Annotated in this window: 16 protein-coding genes and 1 pseudogene; 6 read left to right on the forward strand and 11 right to left on the reverse strand. The window is 40.8% G+C overall.

Annotated features, from left to right (window positions below; all coding sequences use genetic code 11):
• Positions 1-242: 242 nt before the first annotated feature.
• The gene (locus V7K69_RS22470) at positions 243-1115 is read right to left on the reverse strand and encodes a D-alanyl-D-alanine carboxypeptidase family protein (protein ID WP_335038399.1); all 873 of its coding nucleotides are present in this window, start codon (positions 1113-1115) and stop codon (positions 243-245) included.
• A 378-nt stretch (positions 1116-1493) separates the two neighbouring features.
• Between V7K69_RS22470 and mnmG the strand changes: the two genes are divergently transcribed.
• Genes mnmG through V7K69_RS22485 form a run of 3 tightly spaced genes read left to right on the forward strand, consistent with a single transcriptional unit; the run spans position 1494 to position 4954 of the window.
• Positions 1494-3416 (forward strand): tRNA uridine-5-carboxymethylaminomethyl(34) synthesis enzyme MnmG, encoded by a 1923-nt coding sequence (gene mnmG, locus V7K69_RS22475; RefSeq protein ID WP_335038433.1) that lies wholly within the window; start codon positions 1494-1496, stop codon positions 3414-3416.
• A 47-nt stretch (positions 3417-3463) separates the two neighbouring features.
• Positions 3464-3586 carry a hypothetical protein gene (locus V7K69_RS22480; RefSeq protein WP_335038401.1) on the forward strand — a complete coding sequence of 41 codons (123 nt, stop codon included), beginning with the start codon at positions 3464-3466 and terminating at the stop codon, positions 3584-3586.
• Positions 3587-3646: 60 nt separating this feature from the next.
• A complete protein-coding gene (locus V7K69_RS22485) occupies positions 3647-4954 on the forward strand; it encodes a hypothetical protein (RefSeq protein ID WP_335038403.1) in 1308 nt (435 codons plus the stop codon).
• 29 nt (positions 4955-4983) lie between these two features.
• On the opposite strand, the gene V7K69_RS22490 is transcribed toward V7K69_RS22485, so the two are convergent.
• Together V7K69_RS22490 and V7K69_RS22495 are read right to left on the reverse strand one after the other, a co-directional pair.
• Positions 4984-6549 (reverse strand): glucosaminidase domain-containing protein, encoded by a 1566-nt coding sequence (locus V7K69_RS22490; RefSeq protein ID WP_335038405.1) that lies wholly within the window; start codon positions 6547-6549, stop codon positions 4984-4986.
• A 91-nt stretch (positions 6550-6640) separates the two neighbouring features.
• Positions 6641-7402: an N-acetylmuramoyl-L-alanine amidase gene (locus V7K69_RS22495; protein WP_335038407.1), complete on the reverse strand. Its 762-nt coding sequence runs from the start codon at positions 7400-7402 to the stop codon at positions 6641-6643.
• A 134-nt stretch (positions 7403-7536) separates the two neighbouring features.
• Between V7K69_RS22495 and V7K69_RS22500 the strand changes: the two genes are divergently transcribed.
• On the forward strand, positions 7537-7869 hold the full coding sequence (locus tag V7K69_RS22500; RefSeq protein ID WP_335038409.1) for a hypothetical protein: 333 nt from the start codon (positions 7537-7539) through the stop codon (positions 7867-7869).
• 60 nt (positions 7870-7929) lie between these two features.
• On the opposite strand, the gene V7K69_RS22505 is transcribed toward V7K69_RS22500, so the two are convergent.
• On the reverse strand, positions 7930-8877 hold the full coding sequence (locus V7K69_RS22505) for a DNA polymerase III subunit delta' (RefSeq protein ID WP_335038412.1): 948 nt from the start codon (positions 8875-8877) through the stop codon (positions 7930-7932).
• A gap of 381 nt (positions 8878-9258) precedes the next feature.
• Here V7K69_RS22505 and V7K69_RS22510 point away from each other — a divergent pair, with 381 nt between their 5' ends.
• Positions 9259-9864: a DUF411 domain-containing protein gene (locus V7K69_RS22510; RefSeq protein WP_335038415.1), complete on the forward strand. Its 606-nt coding sequence runs from the start codon at positions 9259-9261 to the stop codon at positions 9862-9864.
• A gap of 119 nt (positions 9865-9983) precedes the next feature.
• Here the strand turns inward: V7K69_RS22510 and V7K69_RS22515 are convergent, their stop codons facing one another.
• The 6 genes from V7K69_RS22515 to V7K69_RS22540 all read right to left on the reverse strand — a co-directional run bounded on the left by V7K69_RS22515 (position 9984) and on the right by V7K69_RS22540 (position 17226).
• Positions 9984-10931 (reverse strand): tetratricopeptide repeat protein, encoded by a 948-nt coding sequence (locus tag V7K69_RS22515; protein ID WP_335038418.1) that lies wholly within the window; start codon positions 10929-10931, stop codon positions 9984-9986.
• Positions 10932-11263: 332 nt separating this feature from the next.
• Entirely contained in the window at positions 11264-11893 is a 630-nt protein-coding gene (locus V7K69_RS22520; RefSeq protein WP_335038421.1) for a TenA family protein, read from the reverse strand.
• Positions 11894-12112: 219 nt separating this feature from the next.
• A complete protein-coding gene (locus V7K69_RS22525) occupies positions 12113-15430 on the reverse strand; it encodes a type 2 lanthipeptide synthetase LanM family protein (RefSeq protein ID WP_335038423.1) in 3318 nt (1105 codons plus the stop codon).
• Between the two features lie 237 nt (positions 15431-15667).
• Positions 15668-15949 (reverse strand): Nif11-like leader peptide family natural product precursor, encoded by a 282-nt coding sequence (locus V7K69_RS22530; RefSeq protein WP_335038425.1) that lies wholly within the window; start codon positions 15947-15949, stop codon positions 15668-15670.
• A gap of 253 nt (positions 15950-16202) precedes the next feature.
• Positions 16203-16424 carry a pentapeptide repeat-containing protein gene (locus V7K69_RS22535; protein WP_335038427.1) on the reverse strand — a complete coding sequence of 74 codons (222 nt, stop codon included), beginning with the start codon at positions 16422-16424 and terminating at the stop codon, positions 16203-16205.
• 337 nt (positions 16425-16761) lie between these two features.
• Positions 16762-17226, reverse strand: a complete 465-nt coding sequence (locus tag V7K69_RS22540; protein WP_335038430.1) for a cupin domain-containing protein — start codon at positions 17224-17226, stop codon at positions 16762-16764.
• Positions 17227-17647: 421 nt separating this feature from the next.
• On the opposite strand from V7K69_RS22540, the pseudogene V7K69_RS22545 reads away from it, so the two are divergent.
• Positions 17648-17887 (forward strand): annotated as a pseudogene (locus V7K69_RS22545) (EF-hand domain-containing protein); the annotation flags it as partial.
• Between the two features lie 100 nt (positions 17888-17987).
• On the opposite strand, the gene V7K69_RS22550 reads toward V7K69_RS22545, so the two are convergent.
• A complete protein-coding gene (locus V7K69_RS22550) occupies positions 17988-19229 on the reverse strand; it encodes a GAF domain-containing sensor histidine kinase (protein WP_335038431.1) in 1242 nt (413 codons plus the stop codon).
• Between the last annotated feature and the right edge of the window lie 68 nt (positions 19230-19297).

Raw genomic sequence — 19297 nt, forward strand, 5'->3', positions numbered from 1 at the left:
TAGTCCTCCTATTCTCATCATCGTCTCTAATCCTGTTGAGAATTAGCTTTTAGCTTTTGTTAAGAAAGATGTGACTAATGGATAGCTTATTAAGGGGGGAACTGGAAAAACATCTATCAAAGTCCCCCTTTTTAAGGGGGATTTAGGGGGATCAAGATATGTGCAACTTCACATCAAATTGGTATTACCCTGATAATACATTTTGTAGGTTAGTATTCCCAATTTTTTATGCTATCTAACAATTAAAGTGGTGTAATCCAATAAGTAATACCCCTAACAACTTGTTTATTAAAACCAAATAAAGGTAAATTATCTTCAGTTAAACCCACATAAGTCCAATGGGGAACATCATTTTCTACAGTTTGAAACCAGCCATTTTGATTAAGAGCTTTTCTTTGTTCTTTACTACCTACCCGCAAATCAATTGCTAATCCCCAGAGATGTTGTGAGGTTCCAGGGGGTGCAACTAAACCGAGAATTTTTGTTTCTTTGCCCTGTTGAACTTTTGCCAAAACTTGATTGTTAGCATATTTTTGCCAAAATCTTAAATTCGTGTTGAAAGTGCGAGTACAATCACCAGAGCCATAACCAGATTTTAGCGGGATATGTTGTTGAACTCGCGCTTTATTTAGAGCATCAGCCGCAGATTTTTGTAAATAACAATCGTTAGTACCATCAACATGACCCATTGTTAAAGTAGCTTGAAATTCTTGGGTTTCTTGTTCATTAGCAAAAATATCTTTTGGCGGCAGTTTAATTCCGATATCTTGATTTATAAAAACTGCACCATAAGCTCGCAGCAAAGTATATTCATAAGTACCAGACTGGGGGATTGTCGGTAATTTTTGGTTAATTGCAGATAAAAAACGCTGTTTGTTATTTAATTCTGGGTTGGGAATAAATGGTTTGGGTTTTATCTCTTTAGAAGTATCTATACAAGGTAATGAAACAGTGGCAGAGCATACATTTAATGGTTGGGAAGTTCTAGAAAATTGGTGGTGGGTAATCTGATTACTAGCTGCTAAGACAAAAATAATACCGATAACTATACTGGTGAAACTTGCCTTTCTAATAAATCTAGTAATGTCTTTTTGCTTTTTGATAGTGAGTTTCATTATTAAATAATTACTTAGTTGATTCAAAGGTAAAAGTAACAGAATTGTTTAAATATCTATTATTGATAAATTAAAAATAATCATACTAGGGCAGACCTATATTTTTATCCATTCAAGAAAAGTTTTGAATATATCAGCAAGAAAATAATTCGTGTTAATTACTAACTATGTGAACAATAGTTATGACAAACGACCCGGAATGTTGTCACAAATTTTAAAAAATATAATATTTTATTGAATATTCAAGTTTAAAAATAGAAACTTGTCTCTGATTGAGTACTAGTAAATTTGATAACTTTTTTATTAGAAAGTTACATCCATGAAACCACTGGAACAGCTAAAATTGAAAAGAACTCTAAGCTTGCCGAACCTGTAAGTATGACCATGCACAATTCCGTTGAATTCCAAGACGCTTTTGATGTCATAGTCGTCGGTGCAGGTCACTCCGGTTGCGAAGCGGCTCTGGCCTCTGCACGCCTCGGTTGTCGTACCCTGTTATTGACGCTCAACTTGGATAGAATCGCTTGGCAACCCTGTAATCCAGCAGTGGGTGGCCCGGCAAAATCTCAGTTGACTCATGAGGTAGATGCACTCGGCGGGGAAATCGGTAAAGTAGCAGACCGCACCTATCTGCAAAAACGTATCCTCAACTCTTCACGGGGGCCTGCTGTTTGGGCATTACGCGCCCAGACGGACAAGCGTGAATATGCAGCAGTGATGAAGAATATTGTCGAGAACCAAGAAAACTTGACAATCCGCGAAAGTATGGTGACAGATTTGGTGCTGGGTGCTAATGATGAAGTTATCGGCGTTGAAACTTATTTTGGTGTAGGGTTCCAATGTAAAGCTGTCATCTTGACAACTGGCACTTTCTTGGGGGGCAAAATCTGGGTTGGCAACAAATCAATGCCAGCCGGACGCGCTGGAGAATTTGCGGCTGAAGGATTGACACAAACCTTAAATCGCCTGGGATTTGAAACCGGAAGACTCAAAACTGGAACCCCAGCACGGGTAGACAAGCGATCGGTGGATTATAGTAAAATGCTCATCCAGCCAGGGGATGAGGATGTGCGCTGGTTTAGTTTTGACCCAGAGGCATGGGTAGAACGGGAACAGATACCCTGCTACATTACCCGCACCACCGCCGAAACCCATCGTCTAATTCAAGATAATCTACACCTGTCGCCAGTTTATGGCGGTTGGGTAGAAGCCAAAGGGCCGCGTTATTGTCCCAGTATTGAAGATAAAATTGTCCGCTTTGCCGATAAGGAAAGCCATCAAATCTTTATTGAACCAGAAGGACGAGATATACCCGAACTTTATATCCAAGGGTTTTCTACAGGGTTGCCCGAAAATTTGCAGTTGCTGATGTTGCGGACTCTCCCCGGTTTGGAAAAATGTGTAATGCTGCGTCCAGCTTATGCTGTGGAATATGACTATTTACCTGCAACTCAGTGTTACCCCACACTGATGACGAAAAAGGTTGCTGGACTATTTTGTGCTGGGCAGATTAACGGCACTACAGGTTATGAAGAAGCCGCAGCCCAAGGACTGGTGGCAGGAATTAACGCGGCTCGATTTGTTCGTTCTCAAGAAATGATTGTGTTTGCCCGCGAGCAAAGTTACATTGGAACGCTAATGGATGACCTTTGTACAAAGGATTTACGGGAACCTTACCGGATGCTCACCAGTAGATCCGAGTACCGCTTATTATTGCGTTCTGACAATGCCGACCAACGTTTGACAACCTTGGGACGAGAAATTGGTTTAATTGACGATCGCAGATGGGATCTATTTACCCAAAAACAAGCGAACATTACCACAGAAAAACAAAGATTGCAAGCTACACGAGTCAAAGAACATGATGAAATGGGAATAGCGATCGCATCTGATACCCAACAAGCAATCAAAGGTTCAATTACCCTCAACGACTTACTGCGCCGTCCAGGATTCCATTACGTTGACCTCGACAGATTCGGACTAGGAAACCCCAACCTCAACCGCGCCGAGAAAGAAGGCGCAGAAATTGACATCAAATATCATGGCTATCTCGCTAGGCAACAAAATCAGATTGACCAAATTGCCCGGCAAGCCCACCGCCAATTACCTGCGGATTTGGATTATACCACGATTGATACCCTATCCAAAGAGGCACGGGAAAAGCTGACTCACGTAAAACCACTCACTCTTGGTCAAGCTGCACGTATCGGTGGTGTAAACCCAGCCGATATAAACGCTTTATTATTATATTTAGAATTGCGTAAAACCAAGAGCCAGCATGAGTTTCCAGCGTTAGCTTAACACAAACTTGATAAAGACTGAGTATAGTAGTAGGCAGGGAGATTGGTATGATAGATGACATAACTATTAGTACTGCTATCATCAACAATCTCCAGATTAAAGTTGATTTTAATACCAACGCTCAACCAACTCGTCTCAATAAGACGGCGGATTGGATATCTCATCTGTAATCCTAACTCCCAGGCAGTAGGCGCGGCGTTTCCTCGTCCTAGCAATAACCCAGAACGTCTATGTTACAAGAAGCCAGTACCCGTCTCCTAGTACCAGAACCATCAGAAGACTTAATCGCCAACGAGCCTTGGTCGATAGAAAACTATGCTGATGGTCTCATGGATGAACTCTTTGCCGATATCGACTACATTCTGGATGTTAGTGATAATCTGCCTTCTCAAACCGTTAGGCATGGTAGGCAGAACAAAGCTCAACGCCACTCGCCTCCAGAATACGTGCCTCTGCAAACAGTTACGATACCACAGATTATTTTACCAAACGGACAGTCAGTTACTCAAAATAATAACAAGCACTTGAGTACCGTTGTCTTTGATAACGCCACCATTAAACCAGTTCTTAGAAAGCGTCAAAAAAGCAGCCGGACTTTGGGCAAACTGCTGATTGTCGGAACAACTTTAGGCGTGGCGATCGCTGGTATTCTCTACTTGGTACAGTCTGGAGTAGTATATCTTTTAAATCCCAACTTTACCCAGCAAGCTCTTCTAGCGCCGCAATCACAATTGCCTGGAAAAACAGAAATTGAGGCAGATTTGGTTGACTATATGCTGGGAGCGCTGGCAGTTATAGACAAGCAAGAATTAAAAGGCAATCAAAAATCTTTCAGTTCGAGATTCTCTAATCAGACAAATACTAATCAAATAGCTTTTGGTAACGGGCAAACAAGTGGGAATTTACCACCACTTCCACTTCTGGCCAATAATACACCACCAGCCCCTAACCGTTCCGGCAGCGTTGTCGAACGGATTTATGTTCCCGTTTATCAAGCGCCGTCGCCAATGCGCTACGCGCTGCCAGCAATTCCTGGTAGTCCCGCACTTCTACCACAAGTTGCCAGTGCATTGCAGGCATCTCAACCTAACATGGTGAAAACTGCCCTAAATACGGTGCAACAAGCTGCCAAGCCTGTAACCGTCAATATGTTAGCGGCGGCTGTACGAGCAGAACTTAAACCTGTAGCTGGACGAACTGCACCTATTACTGTCCGGCAAACACCTAAGCCTCTACCTGCATTACCAGTGGTTCCATTACGTGCAGCACTTGCGCCAGAGTCAGAACCAACTATTACCCAGGAACAAGTATATCCGGCAACTGCGATCGCAGTGGCTCCGAGTAATACTCTCGAAGGATTGCTAGAGTTAGGTAACAAATCTGCTGCTTTGTTTAAAATTGACGGCGTGACTCGCCGCATCAATATGGGTGAAAGCATTGGCGAAAGCGGTTGGACATTGGTAGAGGTTAGTAATGGCGAAGCTGTCATCCGCCGTAATGGTGAAGTGCGATCCATTTACGCAGGGCAGAAGTTGTAATATCCAAAGTATCTAAAACTCACCAACAATTAGCTCCTTACTGGTGGGTTAATTTCAAAATGAATATGATTGTCGTGACCATTTAGAGAAACACAAAGTCCTTCTTTAATTAGCTGTTGATCGTTGAAAAAGACCGCCCGTACCAGCTTTTGATTAGTAATCGACTTGAGAATAGCTCGTGCAGCATCGCGATCGTAGTTAGAACTTGACCAAACAATACCACCAAAATTCCCATTTTTTTGGGGTAAGTAAATATCGCACATCATCCCAGTTTCATGTCCATGATGATCGGGAGTATCGCCTCCATGAGGAAGACTAACATCGTTAATTGCGAATGGAGCAGCTAAGGGGTGAGTGTTACGATAACTGTTTTGATAATCTTGGGCAATTTTTTTAATCACATCAGCTAACCAGTGTGTTCCAAAATCGTGGTTATCTTGAGTATCTTCCAGTTCACCGTTAACTAAACCATTATTCGGGTCACTTTTGGGCATCAACTCCCACCGTGGTGCATTAGCTGCTTGCAACCATCGATGAGTTATTCCACCAACATCAACTCTACCATCACCATTAACAGTACTGCGACCGGCAATAATTGATTGAAATAGTTTGATCGCATCAAATAGTCCTCTGTCTCTGTCTGCACTGTCAGGATCGCCTACCCATTTGTAGCCTAGCTCATACAATCGCGCTTTAATAGCCTTAACATCAGCAGCTTTATTGACTCCGCCAATTCCCACACTACCATCGAGTTTAATTACCTTTGCTCCTGGTAAGCTGGATGCTGTAGGTTGTTGAGTGTTCTCATCGTCCTTGTTATCAAAAGGAACAACAACTTTAATGGGGATCTCTAAAGTTTGATCGTCAAGAGTAATTATCATCCGGCGATCGCCTTCTTGCTTAAAAACGAAATCAAATTGCCATTTGCCATCCTGACTAATTGCTACACTTAGGGCTGGAGATTTATCGTCACTCGTAATCGACAAAACTTTGCCACTGCCGGTTAAAGGTGCTACGCCTTCAACCCTGAAATTTTGCCCTAATTCAACTTCTTTTGGCACACGAATTAACTGAAGTTTTACCACTGAAGCGGGAATGGTAACTCCACCTGCATTAGCCAGTAACTTCTGTGCCTCTGGAAGCAAGTCTACAACTTTACTGACATATTTAGGATCGGATGAATAGCCTTTAGCCTTGAGAAAGCCAAGGAAATTTTCTGGTGTATTAGTATACTCTTCTAAACCTTTATACGGTGTGCGAGTTAAAAACTTCCAATAACCAATAAGAAAAGCGTCTATATCCGTAAATTTACAGAACTCAACTTCTTCTGGCTCAGAAGGAACCTTGATTTTCACAGGTTCGGCAAACCCTTTCATATCAGGAATTCGCCATTTTAATCCCGCAAAATTATTAGCATTGACAGCAAGGTCGCTTTTACCTCTGCTGGATTCTAGTAACCATTGAGCAAGGGTGACTTCTTTTAAAATTTGCCGATTAATATCAGTAATTTTTGCACTTTCAATACCAACTTGTGTAAATATTTTGCCTAAATCTTTGTTGGAATAATTGTTTACTAAATCATCTAGCAATGGCATGGGTTTTTCCTTGTAAAAACTATTTGTATAACCCCGAATTATTAGATAAGTCGGGGTTGTAGATATTAACAAATGATTGAAATAGAATTAGTTAATCTTTTTCTAGAACTTTGGCGTGTCCAGCATAAACAAAATGCTCGTTTCGGTTTCCTTTACTTTGATCAGGCCACTTAACTGAATAATGACCTTCTTCAAAACTGACATCTAAAATTGTGTAGTCTCCTGGCTCAATCTCAAAGATAGAATCTTTTGGTAAGTCTGATGCCTGTTCTGTAGAGGGCTTTAAGAAGGTTTTTGTTGTAATTTCCAAAACATATTTCTTATCAGCTTTAGGTTCCTTTGGTTTTGGCTGACCTATTAATCCATCTTTAATTGCTTCCGCCATTTTTTCAACATCGAATAGATCCATATCTACTTGAGAATCACAAAAGCAGCACTCAATTAAAATAGCTGGCATTTGGGTATTCTTCAGAACAAAGAAACCTGTATCTTTCACTCCTCTATTATAAAAACCAAGTTGAACAATTTCTTTGAGAACTGATTCCGCAATACCTTGTGATGCGTTACTAATGGCGTAAACTTCTGTGCCATGAGCTTTAGCATTAAATTTATTAAAGTGAATAGAAACATAGACATTAACGTTATTGGCATTTGCCTTATTAGTTCGTTGTCTCAGAGAATCGGTTACACTGCTAGCGCTTGTAGGAGTGCAATCGATGGCGGTATGATTTGCTGCTCTGAGTTTTTGTATCAATTGTGTACCAACTGCTTTAGTTAAAGCATCTTCTTGTTTGATGCCTGTTGCTCCTGTATCTGGAGGACAGTTGTGTCCCATATCAATACCAAATTTCATCTTGCTGATTTCCTTTTTATACTTTGAGATGTGAGCATAATTACACTGTATTAATTATTAGCTTAAATATAAGCGCTCTGTCGGTGAGATAAAGTGAGTTTTTACTGTAAACAAATGTAAAAATTTACATAAATATGTTCTTTGAAGGAGATATTTCAGAAGTTCAACGGATGAATGAAGTAGGCTCACTCATGACGGCACAAGAGGCGCTAAATCTAGTCGATACTCTTTTATGCTCTACTTTTGGGCAAAGACTCAATGATGTTCAATCTGTGGTTTTACTGGAAAGTTGGCTGGGACACACTTATGCGGAAATTGCGGAGCAGATAAGTTATGAACACGACTATATCAAACAAGTAGGTTCTCAGTTATGGCGATCGCTTTCTCAGGTAATTGGTGAAGAGGTTTGTAAAAAAAATATCCAATCTGTTTTGCGTCGCTACCAGCAGTCTCAAAGCGGTGGATAATTAAAGAGCGATGTCTACGACGGACTATGAAATTTGTACAAAAGTATGTGAATACAATTTTTATTTTTGACATATAGATAAAAGCAGACATTCCCAAACTAGCCTTGGTTGAGCGTAAGCAAGTAAATATTTACGAGATTGTTCTAGTTGATTAATAATACTTGGTTGATGCCAACGCTGCCAGTAGAATTGCTGAAGATAATCAACTAACCACAGTTGGGCTTCTGTATCTAAATCCTTATCAATTTTCTTGGCTAACTCTAAGGCTTTGCGGTAGGAAGCAGGGGCTTTTTTTAAATCTTCGAGTAACTCCGGGGGAATAGTTTGTAATTGCTCGTAAGATGCGATCGCACTTCCAGCACTGCCAGCTGCTATACTCAGCACTGCCTGATTTTGCAAAATTTCTTGATGACCTGTTTGTGTAAGTACAACAGCCAAAGACTGTGCATCTAAGCGATAAAAAGGAATGCGTTGACAGCGTGACACCAAAGTTGGCAAAACAGACTCAGGTGTAGGTGCAATTAAAATTAACGTCGCCTGTCCCGGTTCTTCCAAAGTTTTAAGTAAAGCATTAGCTGCGGCTTCTGCCATTGTTTGGGCTTCTTCCAGCACCACCACATTCCTTGGCGCTTCTAAAGGTGGACGACTTAAAAACTCGGTAATTTCCCGAATTTGCTCTAGCCGAATTACGGGTGGTGCTTTACGCTTAAGTCCTTTTTCAACCGCTTCTGCTGCTGTTAATCGTTGTCCCTGGTATTGGTACGTCGGTTGCACCCACAACAAAGCTGGATGGTTCAGCTGACGCAAACGGTTTTGTAAAGCCGTAGTGACTCCCAACTCACTAGAAAATAGCAATTCTATAAAGCACTTTGCTGCTAAACTTCTTCCTATACCATCTGTCCCCACGAATAGATACGCTGGAGCAACCCGGTTTTGTCTGACAGCCTGAGTAAGTAATTCTATGGCTTGCGGTTGTCCTACAAGTGCTGCAAATGGGTCAATAGTCATTAGTTAATTGTAGAGTGACATTCTCACTTCTACAAGAATTTTGGGATACAAAGCAGTTCTCATCACTTAAAATCGTAACTTTATTTTTTAAATGCAGAGGAATGCAATGGCATTGTCAGGCGACGCATTGGCATGGTCAGGCAATGCAATAACATTGTAAGGTGATGCAATGGTATTGTCGGGCGACGCATTGGTATTGTAAGGTGATGCCATGGCATTGTTAGGCAATGCAATGGCATTTTAAAGCGACGCATTGGCTAAATTTTTTGTGTTTTAAATGTAGAGGGACGGAAACTAAGCACAAAGGAAAGGTACGCAGAGTCTTTTTGAAGAGAATTTGTTAAAACAAATTTATGCAATGTTGTAATCAGGAAGTCTCAGATGTCGCACAAAGAATTTATTTATTGCTGGCAAAAATCGTTACTTCCCATCGTGGTACGTATCGTAGTAACAATTTGTCTCACAGTAGGGGTATTGGGCATCTTGGGAAGCACCGCTTCTATAAGTAATGCTCAAGCTGTTTTTCCTGGTTCTCTTGCAGTTAATGCTCAACTGGTAAGTACTACTAGACACATCCAGAATAAACAGACACCATTAAAATCAACAGCGCTAAATGCCACTGTATATCATAGTCTTGAATGTAACTGTTGTGGTGGGTGGATTGACCACTTAAAGACACAAGGTTTTCAAATCACAGACTTTTCCACGCCTGACATCGAAACAGTCAAACAAAAGTACAACGTACCGGATAATTTATCATCTTGCCACACAGCAATTGTTAATGGATATGTCATAGAAGGACACGTTCCAGCAAACGACATCAAACGTTTGCTTCAAGAAAAGCCAAATGTTGTTGGTTTATCTGTTCCCCAAATGCCTGTAGGTACTCCTGGAATGGAGATGGGGAATCGAAAAGACCCGTTTACAGTGTTTGCCTTTGATGGTAATAACTCAGTTGCAGTATTTAATAAATATCCATCCTCTTGATATAATCTCACTGGATTCAGAGGATGTTTTAAAAGTGGATTTTAATCTATACTTTAGCGATTAAAATGGTCAAAAACTTTTAAAATATCCTTATATTACCTGAATCAGTGATAGAAGATTTACTGGTTAGAATCAGTTTTGATGAACTGGGATAAATGACTGAACCATCTCCCAAACCAGAAACGAGATGCTATGCTTGAAACATTTTGAGAAAGAAGCTCAATTGCATGGTTACAATCTTGCAGGCTGGCATCAATTCCCATTGCGTGATAAATGCCGCGAGCATTGCAAAAGGCATTCATTGCTTCTGATTCACGATTGATTTTTTCTAACACTAAACCCAAATTAAACCAGGAGTTTGCTTCTGCATTTTGGTCATCAAGATTCCTTCTAATCTCTAATGAATATTGATGAAACTCAACTGCCCTTTCGTACTGTCCCAGAGCATTATAAGCACTTCCCAGACCACTTAAGGCCATGCCTTCTCCATTGCGATCGCTAATTAATCTTGTCTGTTCTAACCATTGGTGGTAAAACTCAATTGCTAGTTTGTACTGCCCCAATGATTCATAAGTATTGCCCAAACTTCCTAGACAAATGGCTTCTCCAGTGCGATCGCCTGTTTTCTTAGTGATACTCAACCACTGCTGATAAAACTCAATCGCTTGATCGTACTTGCCTAGGTATTCATAAGTATTGCCCAAGCTTCCTAGACAAATGGCTTCTCCAGTGCGATCGCCTATTTTCCTGGTGATACTCAACCACTGGTGATAAAATTCGATTGCTCGCTGGTATTTTCCCAGTGATTGGTAAGCGTTACCCAATCCAGACAAAGATTTGGCTTCTCCGAAGCGATCGCCTATTTCTTTCGCTATATCCAACCACTGCTGATAAAACTCAATTGCCAGATGGTACTCCCCAATGGACTGATAAGCATTGCCCAAACTTGCTAAACAAACGACTTCACTGTTGCGATCGCCTATTTCTCTGGCTTTGTGCAAGCACCGCTTTTCAAACTCAATGGACTCAATGTTATTTAGGCTCCCTGTTCTAATTACTTCTGTCATTCTCTATAGAAAACGAAATTTTTGCTTGATAGGTTGTTGATTATACAATTTTCTGTGCCTTCAACACACAATAACAGAACTTATAAGTACAAGTTCTGCCAAAATCTAGGAATTGTTCTTCAATATGTAACTTTGTTCTATACACCAGCGATCGCTGTGTATAAAATACTTTTATTTATATTTGGTAAGAAGCACACGAATATAGTATACTCACAAATTTGGCTTTAGAAAAAATATAAGAAAAACCAATCAATCCGCAGCAGCATAATTTGGCAATGCGTTGAGTTGTACGGAGTTTTTTAAAAAATCAAATATGAGTCCTATATAATTACTTATTTATTAACATAAATCCACGCAGCTTGAAAAAATTCATGCTCACAAAACATCGCATAACGGTAGGTTGAATTCACTACAGCATTGTTAGTAGCATAATTTTCAACTAAAGTTTCTAATTGTTTTATTAGCGATTGAAAGTCTGTGCTGCTGTAAGTACGAATCCAGTCTGCATATTGATGGTTAGGAATACCATGAAGAGCCAACTGTTCTCCCAAGAAGCCATACAAACGCATACAAGGAGACATCGCCGCCGCAGTCAAACCCACATCTCCACCCCAAGCAGTTGCTAACAAAAAATCAGTATAGCGGCGGGTGGCATAGCCAGCTTCCACAGAATGTAAATTCACTCCCCACTGGGAAGCATAGCTACTATGCAGCCGTAGTTCTTCTAAAACTGAACTCGCTAAGTTATGAAATGTGGTAAAACCTAACCAGTCTGGTGCTTTAGCTGCGGCGATACTGTACGCCCGTGCAAAACCTTCTAAGAAAAAAGCATCTTGCCCCACGTAGTAAGCAAATTTTACCTGCTCAAGAATACCATCGCCAATGCCTTGAACAAAAGGATGCTCTAGGCAAGCTTGGGCTAAGTCTTGATTTGCTGCCCATAATTCGTTAGATAAAGCCATTTGTTAAAAGTCATTTGTCAACTGTTATTAATAGTATAAGAATCCGGTTTGATTTCTGTTTGTGCAGCGTGGCGACTTATACCTTGATTTCTCACAAGTGAGAAATCAAGGAGTGTGGGAGGTGTGGGAGGTGTGGGAGGATGGGGAAGAAATCTGACCCCGCAGACTCCCCACACTCCCCTACCTACGGGTTTGGCGCAACCTCACAAAGAAATGGTGTTACTCCCACAACAATACACAGGGTAAGTCATTGTTTGCTAAACGTAATAACTCGTAGCCAATACCAGCAGTTCCTTGGAATAAACCGGGGTTAAATACAGAACTTGGCAAGTTAGCAAATAGTTGATAAGCTCCAGTTCGGTTGGCTCTAGCTACGACATTCGTCGCATTTTGGAGAGCAATTTGATGCCAATCGGAGCGATCGCAACGTTGAGCGCCCACTAGCAACACCTCAACTCTACCCATATTGCCACAGCAAAGGTGATCGATGGCTTGTAAGCCAAAGTTCTCAGTGGTTCGCAATGCAATTTCAATTTCTTGTTGAATTTCTGCTGTGTTCAAAATTTCCAAACTACCCAACCGCGCCAAGCCAATCCCGGCTGCACCATGACACCACTGGCTAGGAAAGGTAACTTTTCCTCCTGTTCGTTCTGCTTTGTGAGAAACTGGCCAGTTGCCCCTAGACTCAGAAAACACGGTGCGTTCATACTCAATACCTTCTTGAGCAGCTGCCAAATAGGATTGATCTTGGGTAACTGTGTAGAGCCGCAGCAGCGCATAGGCAATTCCTGCGGCTCCGTGAGAAAAACCTGCCAAGGGGATTTTACCAAGGGTTTGCCATGCTCTGGTTGCACCTGTCTCACTGTAGCGATGAGTTAGTAAATGTTGTCCACAGGCGATCGCCTTCAGTAAAATATTTTCCTTACCTGTGGCTTGATAAAGGGACAATAACCCTAAAATGGCTCCAGCAGATCCGCCAATGATATCCAATTTTTTATCCCCAGCAATTAGTTCTGGTGTTATCCAACTGGCTAATGCTTGGGCATCTTGTAATAGTGTTTCATCACCCAGAAATTGACTAATTTTCACTAAGGTATAGATCATCGAACCCAAGCCAGTTGCACCACCGATTCCTGCAAAGCTAGCCATTCGTTGCCGAGATTCTAAATCAAGGGTTTGGATTTGCTGACGCAAGGGTTGTAAACTTTTTAATGCCAACTCATCTGAGCGTGGATCGTCAGTTATTTGAGCAAGTGCTGCAAAAAACAGAGCAATCCCACAGCGTCCTTCATAAAAACTGTAGTCCAACACTTGCAACCGGAATCGCTCTGCTTCTGGCACCGAGACTAAGCCAATCCAGTTGATGCTACCATCAAAATCTGTAATAGCTCTGGTTTCTAGTTGAGTAGCGATCGCCTGTGCTTCTGCAATCAGTTGTTCTGTGGTGAGTAATGGTAGTGACTCGGCTTGCCATTTCTCATGTTCTCCAGTTGAGGTTTGCGCTAATTGGGCATAGAAGGAACCTTGAATGATTGCTACTTGTCGAGCCAAGTCTGTTTCATCCATAGCCTGCAATTGAGCGAGAGTTTGTTGGTAACTAGGTTGTTTGAAATACCCAGGAATTGAGAGATGCTCTCCTACATTCAACTCATTACTAGCAGCACTAGCACTAAAGTAAGGAATATCCAATTGTTCCATTGCTCGCATTTCTGCATTGAATATAGGCCAGGCATTCGGTTTTTCTTGAGCCACCAAAAATGCGCGACTCAGTTGCTCTAGTTCAATGCTGTAGTCAACCCCACACTTGAGATAATCCGGTGTCAATACTTTTTGCAAAATTGTCCCGTAGAGCCGAGTGTGGCGGAAGATAAAACGTACCTGCCGCTTCTGCATAACTCCTAGTGGACTATTGGGCGCTAGTAAAACATACTTGTGCGCCATCAAGAAGCGATACATCTGCTCGAACCCGACAACAATTTGCGCCTGATAATCATGGGGAGATAAGACGGTATCACCTATGCGAGGGACATTCTTCTCTATAGGTAAAGTGACAGACTCATAGCGCAAGTACATATCATCGGTATTAATTAGCTGCCAACGAGGAACTTTTCGGGGTGACTGCTGGAGAGCCGTACTACCTAAGCCACTAATATCGTAAGCAACAGTGTGATCGCTACTCAAGTCCCAACGTGGTAAAAATCCTGTGCGGAGTACGGAGTTCCAAAACTGCTGCATCGCAATTGTTTCCCACTCTTGAGCATCTGGTGAATTTTCGATCGCCTTAGCTTCATGGTGTAACAAAGTTTCCATGTCAAGTAACACCAGATGTTCTCCACTGGCAATTAAGTTTTCGTAGTGACAGTCTGTTCCCCGTAAAACATAAATCACACACAACAACATTCCAGCTCGTTGATAAAACCTTGCGGCGGCGGCTTCATCAACACAGGGCTGATGCTCTACATATTCCACCCAACCATAATCATTTCGGTTAAGAACTTGGATTGCTTTGAAATCTAATAATTGGCTGTGGTGATTGCACCAAGTCAAAAAGTTGTTAAAAGCTGCTTCTAGTTTTAAATCTTTGGGTTTGTAGACAAGTTTTAACCCAGACTCAAAGGTAAGTAAAATAACGCTTCGTCCTCGCTTGTGAGGATCGGAAAGAGAGGTTTGGACAGCAGCAACTTTGTCTTTAGCTGATGTTGAGCCAAAAATTTGTTGAATGTCTTTTATATCGTGAGCCAGGCGCTCGATAAATTCGCCTGTGGACTCTACCCAAAAATTTACTGTCGTTGCCACTAACCGACCAAGGACAGGATACTTTTGGAAGAATGTCAGCAATCCATCTTGCAGGAGTTGATTGACAAACTTCGTGTACTTTATATTGTTACCGCTCTTTGTTTTCAGTTCCAACAAATTAAGCAAGTTCCTGCCAAACGAGCGTACCTGCGAAAATTCAAAATCCAGTGTTTTACTACAAAGTCTTGCTAGTTGTTGTAGCAAACTGCGTTCCAAAGAGCGGTAAGCTGCTTCTGTAAAAATCGATAAGGGAAGAGAGTCGTGTGTAAGTTGCACAAAACCTAGGCGAGACAATAATTGCTCTCTAGCAACCTGAATAGCTGGTAACAGAAGGTCTTCAAAAGGGATGGAATTTTGTGATTCGATTGGTAAAAATGTTTCTCTTGCTGGGATAAATTCTTTAGCAGTTTGCATGATTTGCCCCAAAGTTTCTGCCCAGTCTGGCAATAATTGCTTGGCAAGCCGTACACCTCCTAATAAGGGACGAATGCTATCAAGCTCTAACCCATCCCACTGTAAGCGTTTATGCAACATATCCCAGCTGCCTTGTGCCACGACTTGACACCAGCGATCGATCCGATGGTTAATTTCCGGTTCATGGATGCGATCGCCATCAATGACAAATTGTTCTGTCTGGAGGCGTTCTCCGATAAAGCTGGCATTGGCAACGATAATTGCTAGGTCGTGTGGTGTAATCTGCTGAGATGGAACAAGCTGTTGGGCTATGGCTAAATTCTTCATGGTAGTAGCTAAACAGGAGCAGAAACAATTTTGGTGGACGCTATATTGGTGGGAATAGATACCAGTAGTCTGAAATAAAGCTTAAATTTAAATCTCAAGAAATACTTGCCACATTTATGATGTATATAAATGTAATCCCCCCAACTCCTCTTGCAGAGAGTAAGAAGGGGAGATATGTTACCAAGCACCACTGTTTATTAACTCTTGGTGCAAGGTATCAAAATTGCCTAATTTTAGCTAGGCGCAACCTGCTGTACAATGCCAGTCAATATCTTTATTGGTATGATTAGCAGACATCATTGCTCCACTAACGCTGAGTAATTCCTCTTCATTCAACTCGTAGGATTCTACAGAATTTAAATCTGTCAGCATTTGAGAAATAGCTTCAGTCGTGAAGTTGTAGCCTTTTTCGGCACCCGCAGCCATAATCAATTTGATGGATTCTGCTAGGTTAGTTGCTTCTTCAATCTTTTGTTGCAGTTGAGCATTTGCCAGTAGTTCTTTGATTTGTGATAACATAGAATTATTCTCCGTTTTTGTTGACTTAGTATTTAGCTACATTTGATTTGATTTAGACAGTTCCAGCAGAGAATTTGCATTTGTCCGGTGCAGCTTTCTCTGCTGAACTGCTTTTAATGTAGAGATAAATCGGGGAGAACTAGGGGAAATAATTTAGAAGATGTTTTAAAAGTTGAAGAGAAGCAAAAATCATGCAAGCCGCCTGACCATAATACTTATTTGCCTTTAAGGTAGAGAAACTGATTGATTGTATTTACAATAATTTGACACTGCTGGCGTGAGCGAGTGGGTGCTGATAGAGAAATTGGCGATCGCTCTGTCCTGTTTTGATCTTCTGAAAGTTTGTCCCAATTAAGTTTGCTCCTGTAAAATTACACCCCCGCAAGTCTGAGCCAGCAAAATCTGCGCCAGATAAGTCTTGCCCTTTGAAAGACCGATTTTGCAAGTTCTGATTGGTATAGTTCAGGTTAGTCATTAACGGTTATGTTACAGTCCGATTGCACTTACTTAAGAGGTTCCAGAAACCCGGCTTCTTTGCTGCCGATTTTGCCTTAAATAAATCCTATTCGTCTACAGTGCGATCGCTGATTTTAGTGAAGAACCAACTTCTGTTCTACTAATCAGTTCTGACTTATATGATGGTAACTATGTCTTCAATTACCTATAATCCAATATGGTTGGGTTAAGAGCTACTGGCAAAAATTTTTGGTTTTCGAGACGCGATAAATCGCCGTCTCTACAAGTATTATTATAGTAGCGTTGTTCTCTCTTGCTTAATACCTTAACAGGAACAACGCACGATCAATCAATAATTAAATCTCTACTGGCTCCTGATCAAATTTCCGCATCAATTCTACAAGAGCATCTCGATCTGGAGTCTGTCCGTCCTTGAGAAGTAGAGCTAATCCTTCAAAATACTTTTCACGTTCTCCTGCTGGGCAAAACATGATTAATAATTTTGCAGGTTGACTTCCTCGGTTAGCGAATGTATGAGGTGTATTACGTGGAACTAACACAAATGACCCTGGTTTCCCCTGCACTATCTGATTACCAACTTGAATTTCTACTTCTCCTTCTAATACATAAAACATTTCTTCCATTTGTCGATGAATATGCAGTACTGGAGCAGTTCCACCTGGTTGTATTAAGTTTTCAAACAATCCCAAGTGACCATGAGTATCAGCACCAACTACCTTAAATGTTATTTCACTATTACCAGTAGTTAGATGATTACCTTCTCCTGGCGCTAAGACAATTTCTTTAATTGGTAAACTCATAAAGACTCCTACTATTGGATGCTCAAGCGGTTTTTCAATTAATCAGTACAAAATTATATCTATATTTTGTTAAATACTAGAAACTGGAACATCTTTCAATAGATAAGTTTTTTTACAATAGAGTAAATTATAAAGGTGATTATCTACATACGTGGCAGTTCAGGGAGGCTTTCACAACAAACGAGCCATAATTTACTAAGCCATAACTGAAGATTAGCTGTATATCTGACTACGCTAGCAAGAAGGCGCGTCCATGTCGATTTATTTTCATCGTCAGACTTAAACCCTTTAACCCACAAAGTACACCCAATCTAAGCCCTAGGGATAGCTGTTTCTACGTCTAAAGACACAAGTTTATTTAATTTTGAGAAATTAATCACAGATTAATGAGATATTAAGTTGAAAAACTAATTCAGATAAGAAACTTATGACAACCGAGCAAGAGCTTCAATCTCTTTTTAATACCTTAGATAGCGATCAAGACGGCAAAGTATCCATTAATGATCTTTTTTTAAGTCCTGGATTAAGTGCAATCGTTTCATCAGAAACAAATACCACTAGTCCCCAGGAATTGCTAGTAAATTATGATTTGGACAAAGACGGTAGTATTACCTTTGAAGAGTTCAAGGCAGCAGTTGAGAAAGCAAATAATTTAAACTAGCAATCCAATCCCTAACACCCAATACCCAATACCCAAAAATCCCTCTCTAGCCCACGCTTTGAGGGATTTGCACTTATCCGAACCGTATTGCCTCCCACCTTTATCCTTGGATAGGTAAAATAATCTCAAATTCTGTTCCCTGTCCTAACTTAGAAAAGACGTTAATTTGTCCGCCATGAGTTGACATAATAGAGTAAGCTACGGTCAGTCCTAATCCCGTTCCTTTACCGACAGTTTTTGTGGTAAAGAAGGGGTCAAATACTCGTTTTTGCATTTCATCAGAAATTCCAGTTCCATTATCGACAATGCAAATACTCACACTATTGGTTAGAGAATTGCTCAGTTCGGTACGAATTGTAATAGTAGGAGTTGTTATTTTTGCTTCATTTAAGGCATCAATGGCGTTATTCAAAACATTCATGATTACCTGATTGATTTGTTTGGCATGACAACTCACTAGCGGAAGCTCGACATAGTTTTTAATAATTTCAATTTTAGTGAGTCGGTGTTGCAGAATTAACAAAGTATTCTCAATTCCCTCATGAACATTTACAGCTTTGATATCTGCTTCATCAAGGCGGGCAAAATTTCGCAGAGATAAGACAATATTTTGAATGCGTTGACTACCCTGTTCTATTGAATCTATTAGATTGGGTACGTCTTTGATTGCGTAATCTAAATCTTTTTCCTGGAAATAAGTTTGAATTTCAGTGGTAGGTTGTGGATAGTGACGTTGATAGAGACTAATACCACTTAGCAAGTCCCGGAAATAATTTTTTAAATGGCTAATATTACCGGAGATAAAGTTGACTGGGTTATTAATTTCATGGGCAATGCCAGCAACCATTTGCCCTAAACTCGACATTTTTTCAGCATGAATCAATTGGGCTTGGGTTTGTTGTAATTCCTGGAGAGTATGCGACAATTGCTGATTTTTGCTGTAGAGTTCTTGGGTACGCTGCTCTACTTTTTGCTCTAGAGTATTGTAGAGTAGGGCATTTTCGAGGGAAATCGCCGCTTGAGTGGTTAATAATTGGAGTACATCTAGGCGATCGCCCACAAATGCACCCATTGTTAGCTGATTTTCTAAATACAAAATCCCCAGTAAGTGCCCCTGATTCCGAATTGGCATACACAGCGCACTTTTGGGTTGATGCTGGCGCATATATTCCCCAATCACACTAGGCAGATGGGTTTTGAGATCGTCAATTACAACTGCTTCTAGAGTGTTTTTTACATACTGGATCAGTTTGACTGGAACACTAGGATGATTATCTAAAGGTGCTGTTTGCAACATAGTACCTTCTAGGCCCGTATTTCTCACAAACAATAAAAAATCCATTCACAGCACTCGAACTAAGACATTTTTTTGATACATCATCAATTGGAAATTAAGTGAGTAAATAAAGT

This window comes from Nostoc sp. (genome assembly GCF_036917775.1).
GTDB lineage: Bacteria > Cyanobacteriota > Cyanobacteriia > Cyanobacteriales > Nostocaceae > Nostoc.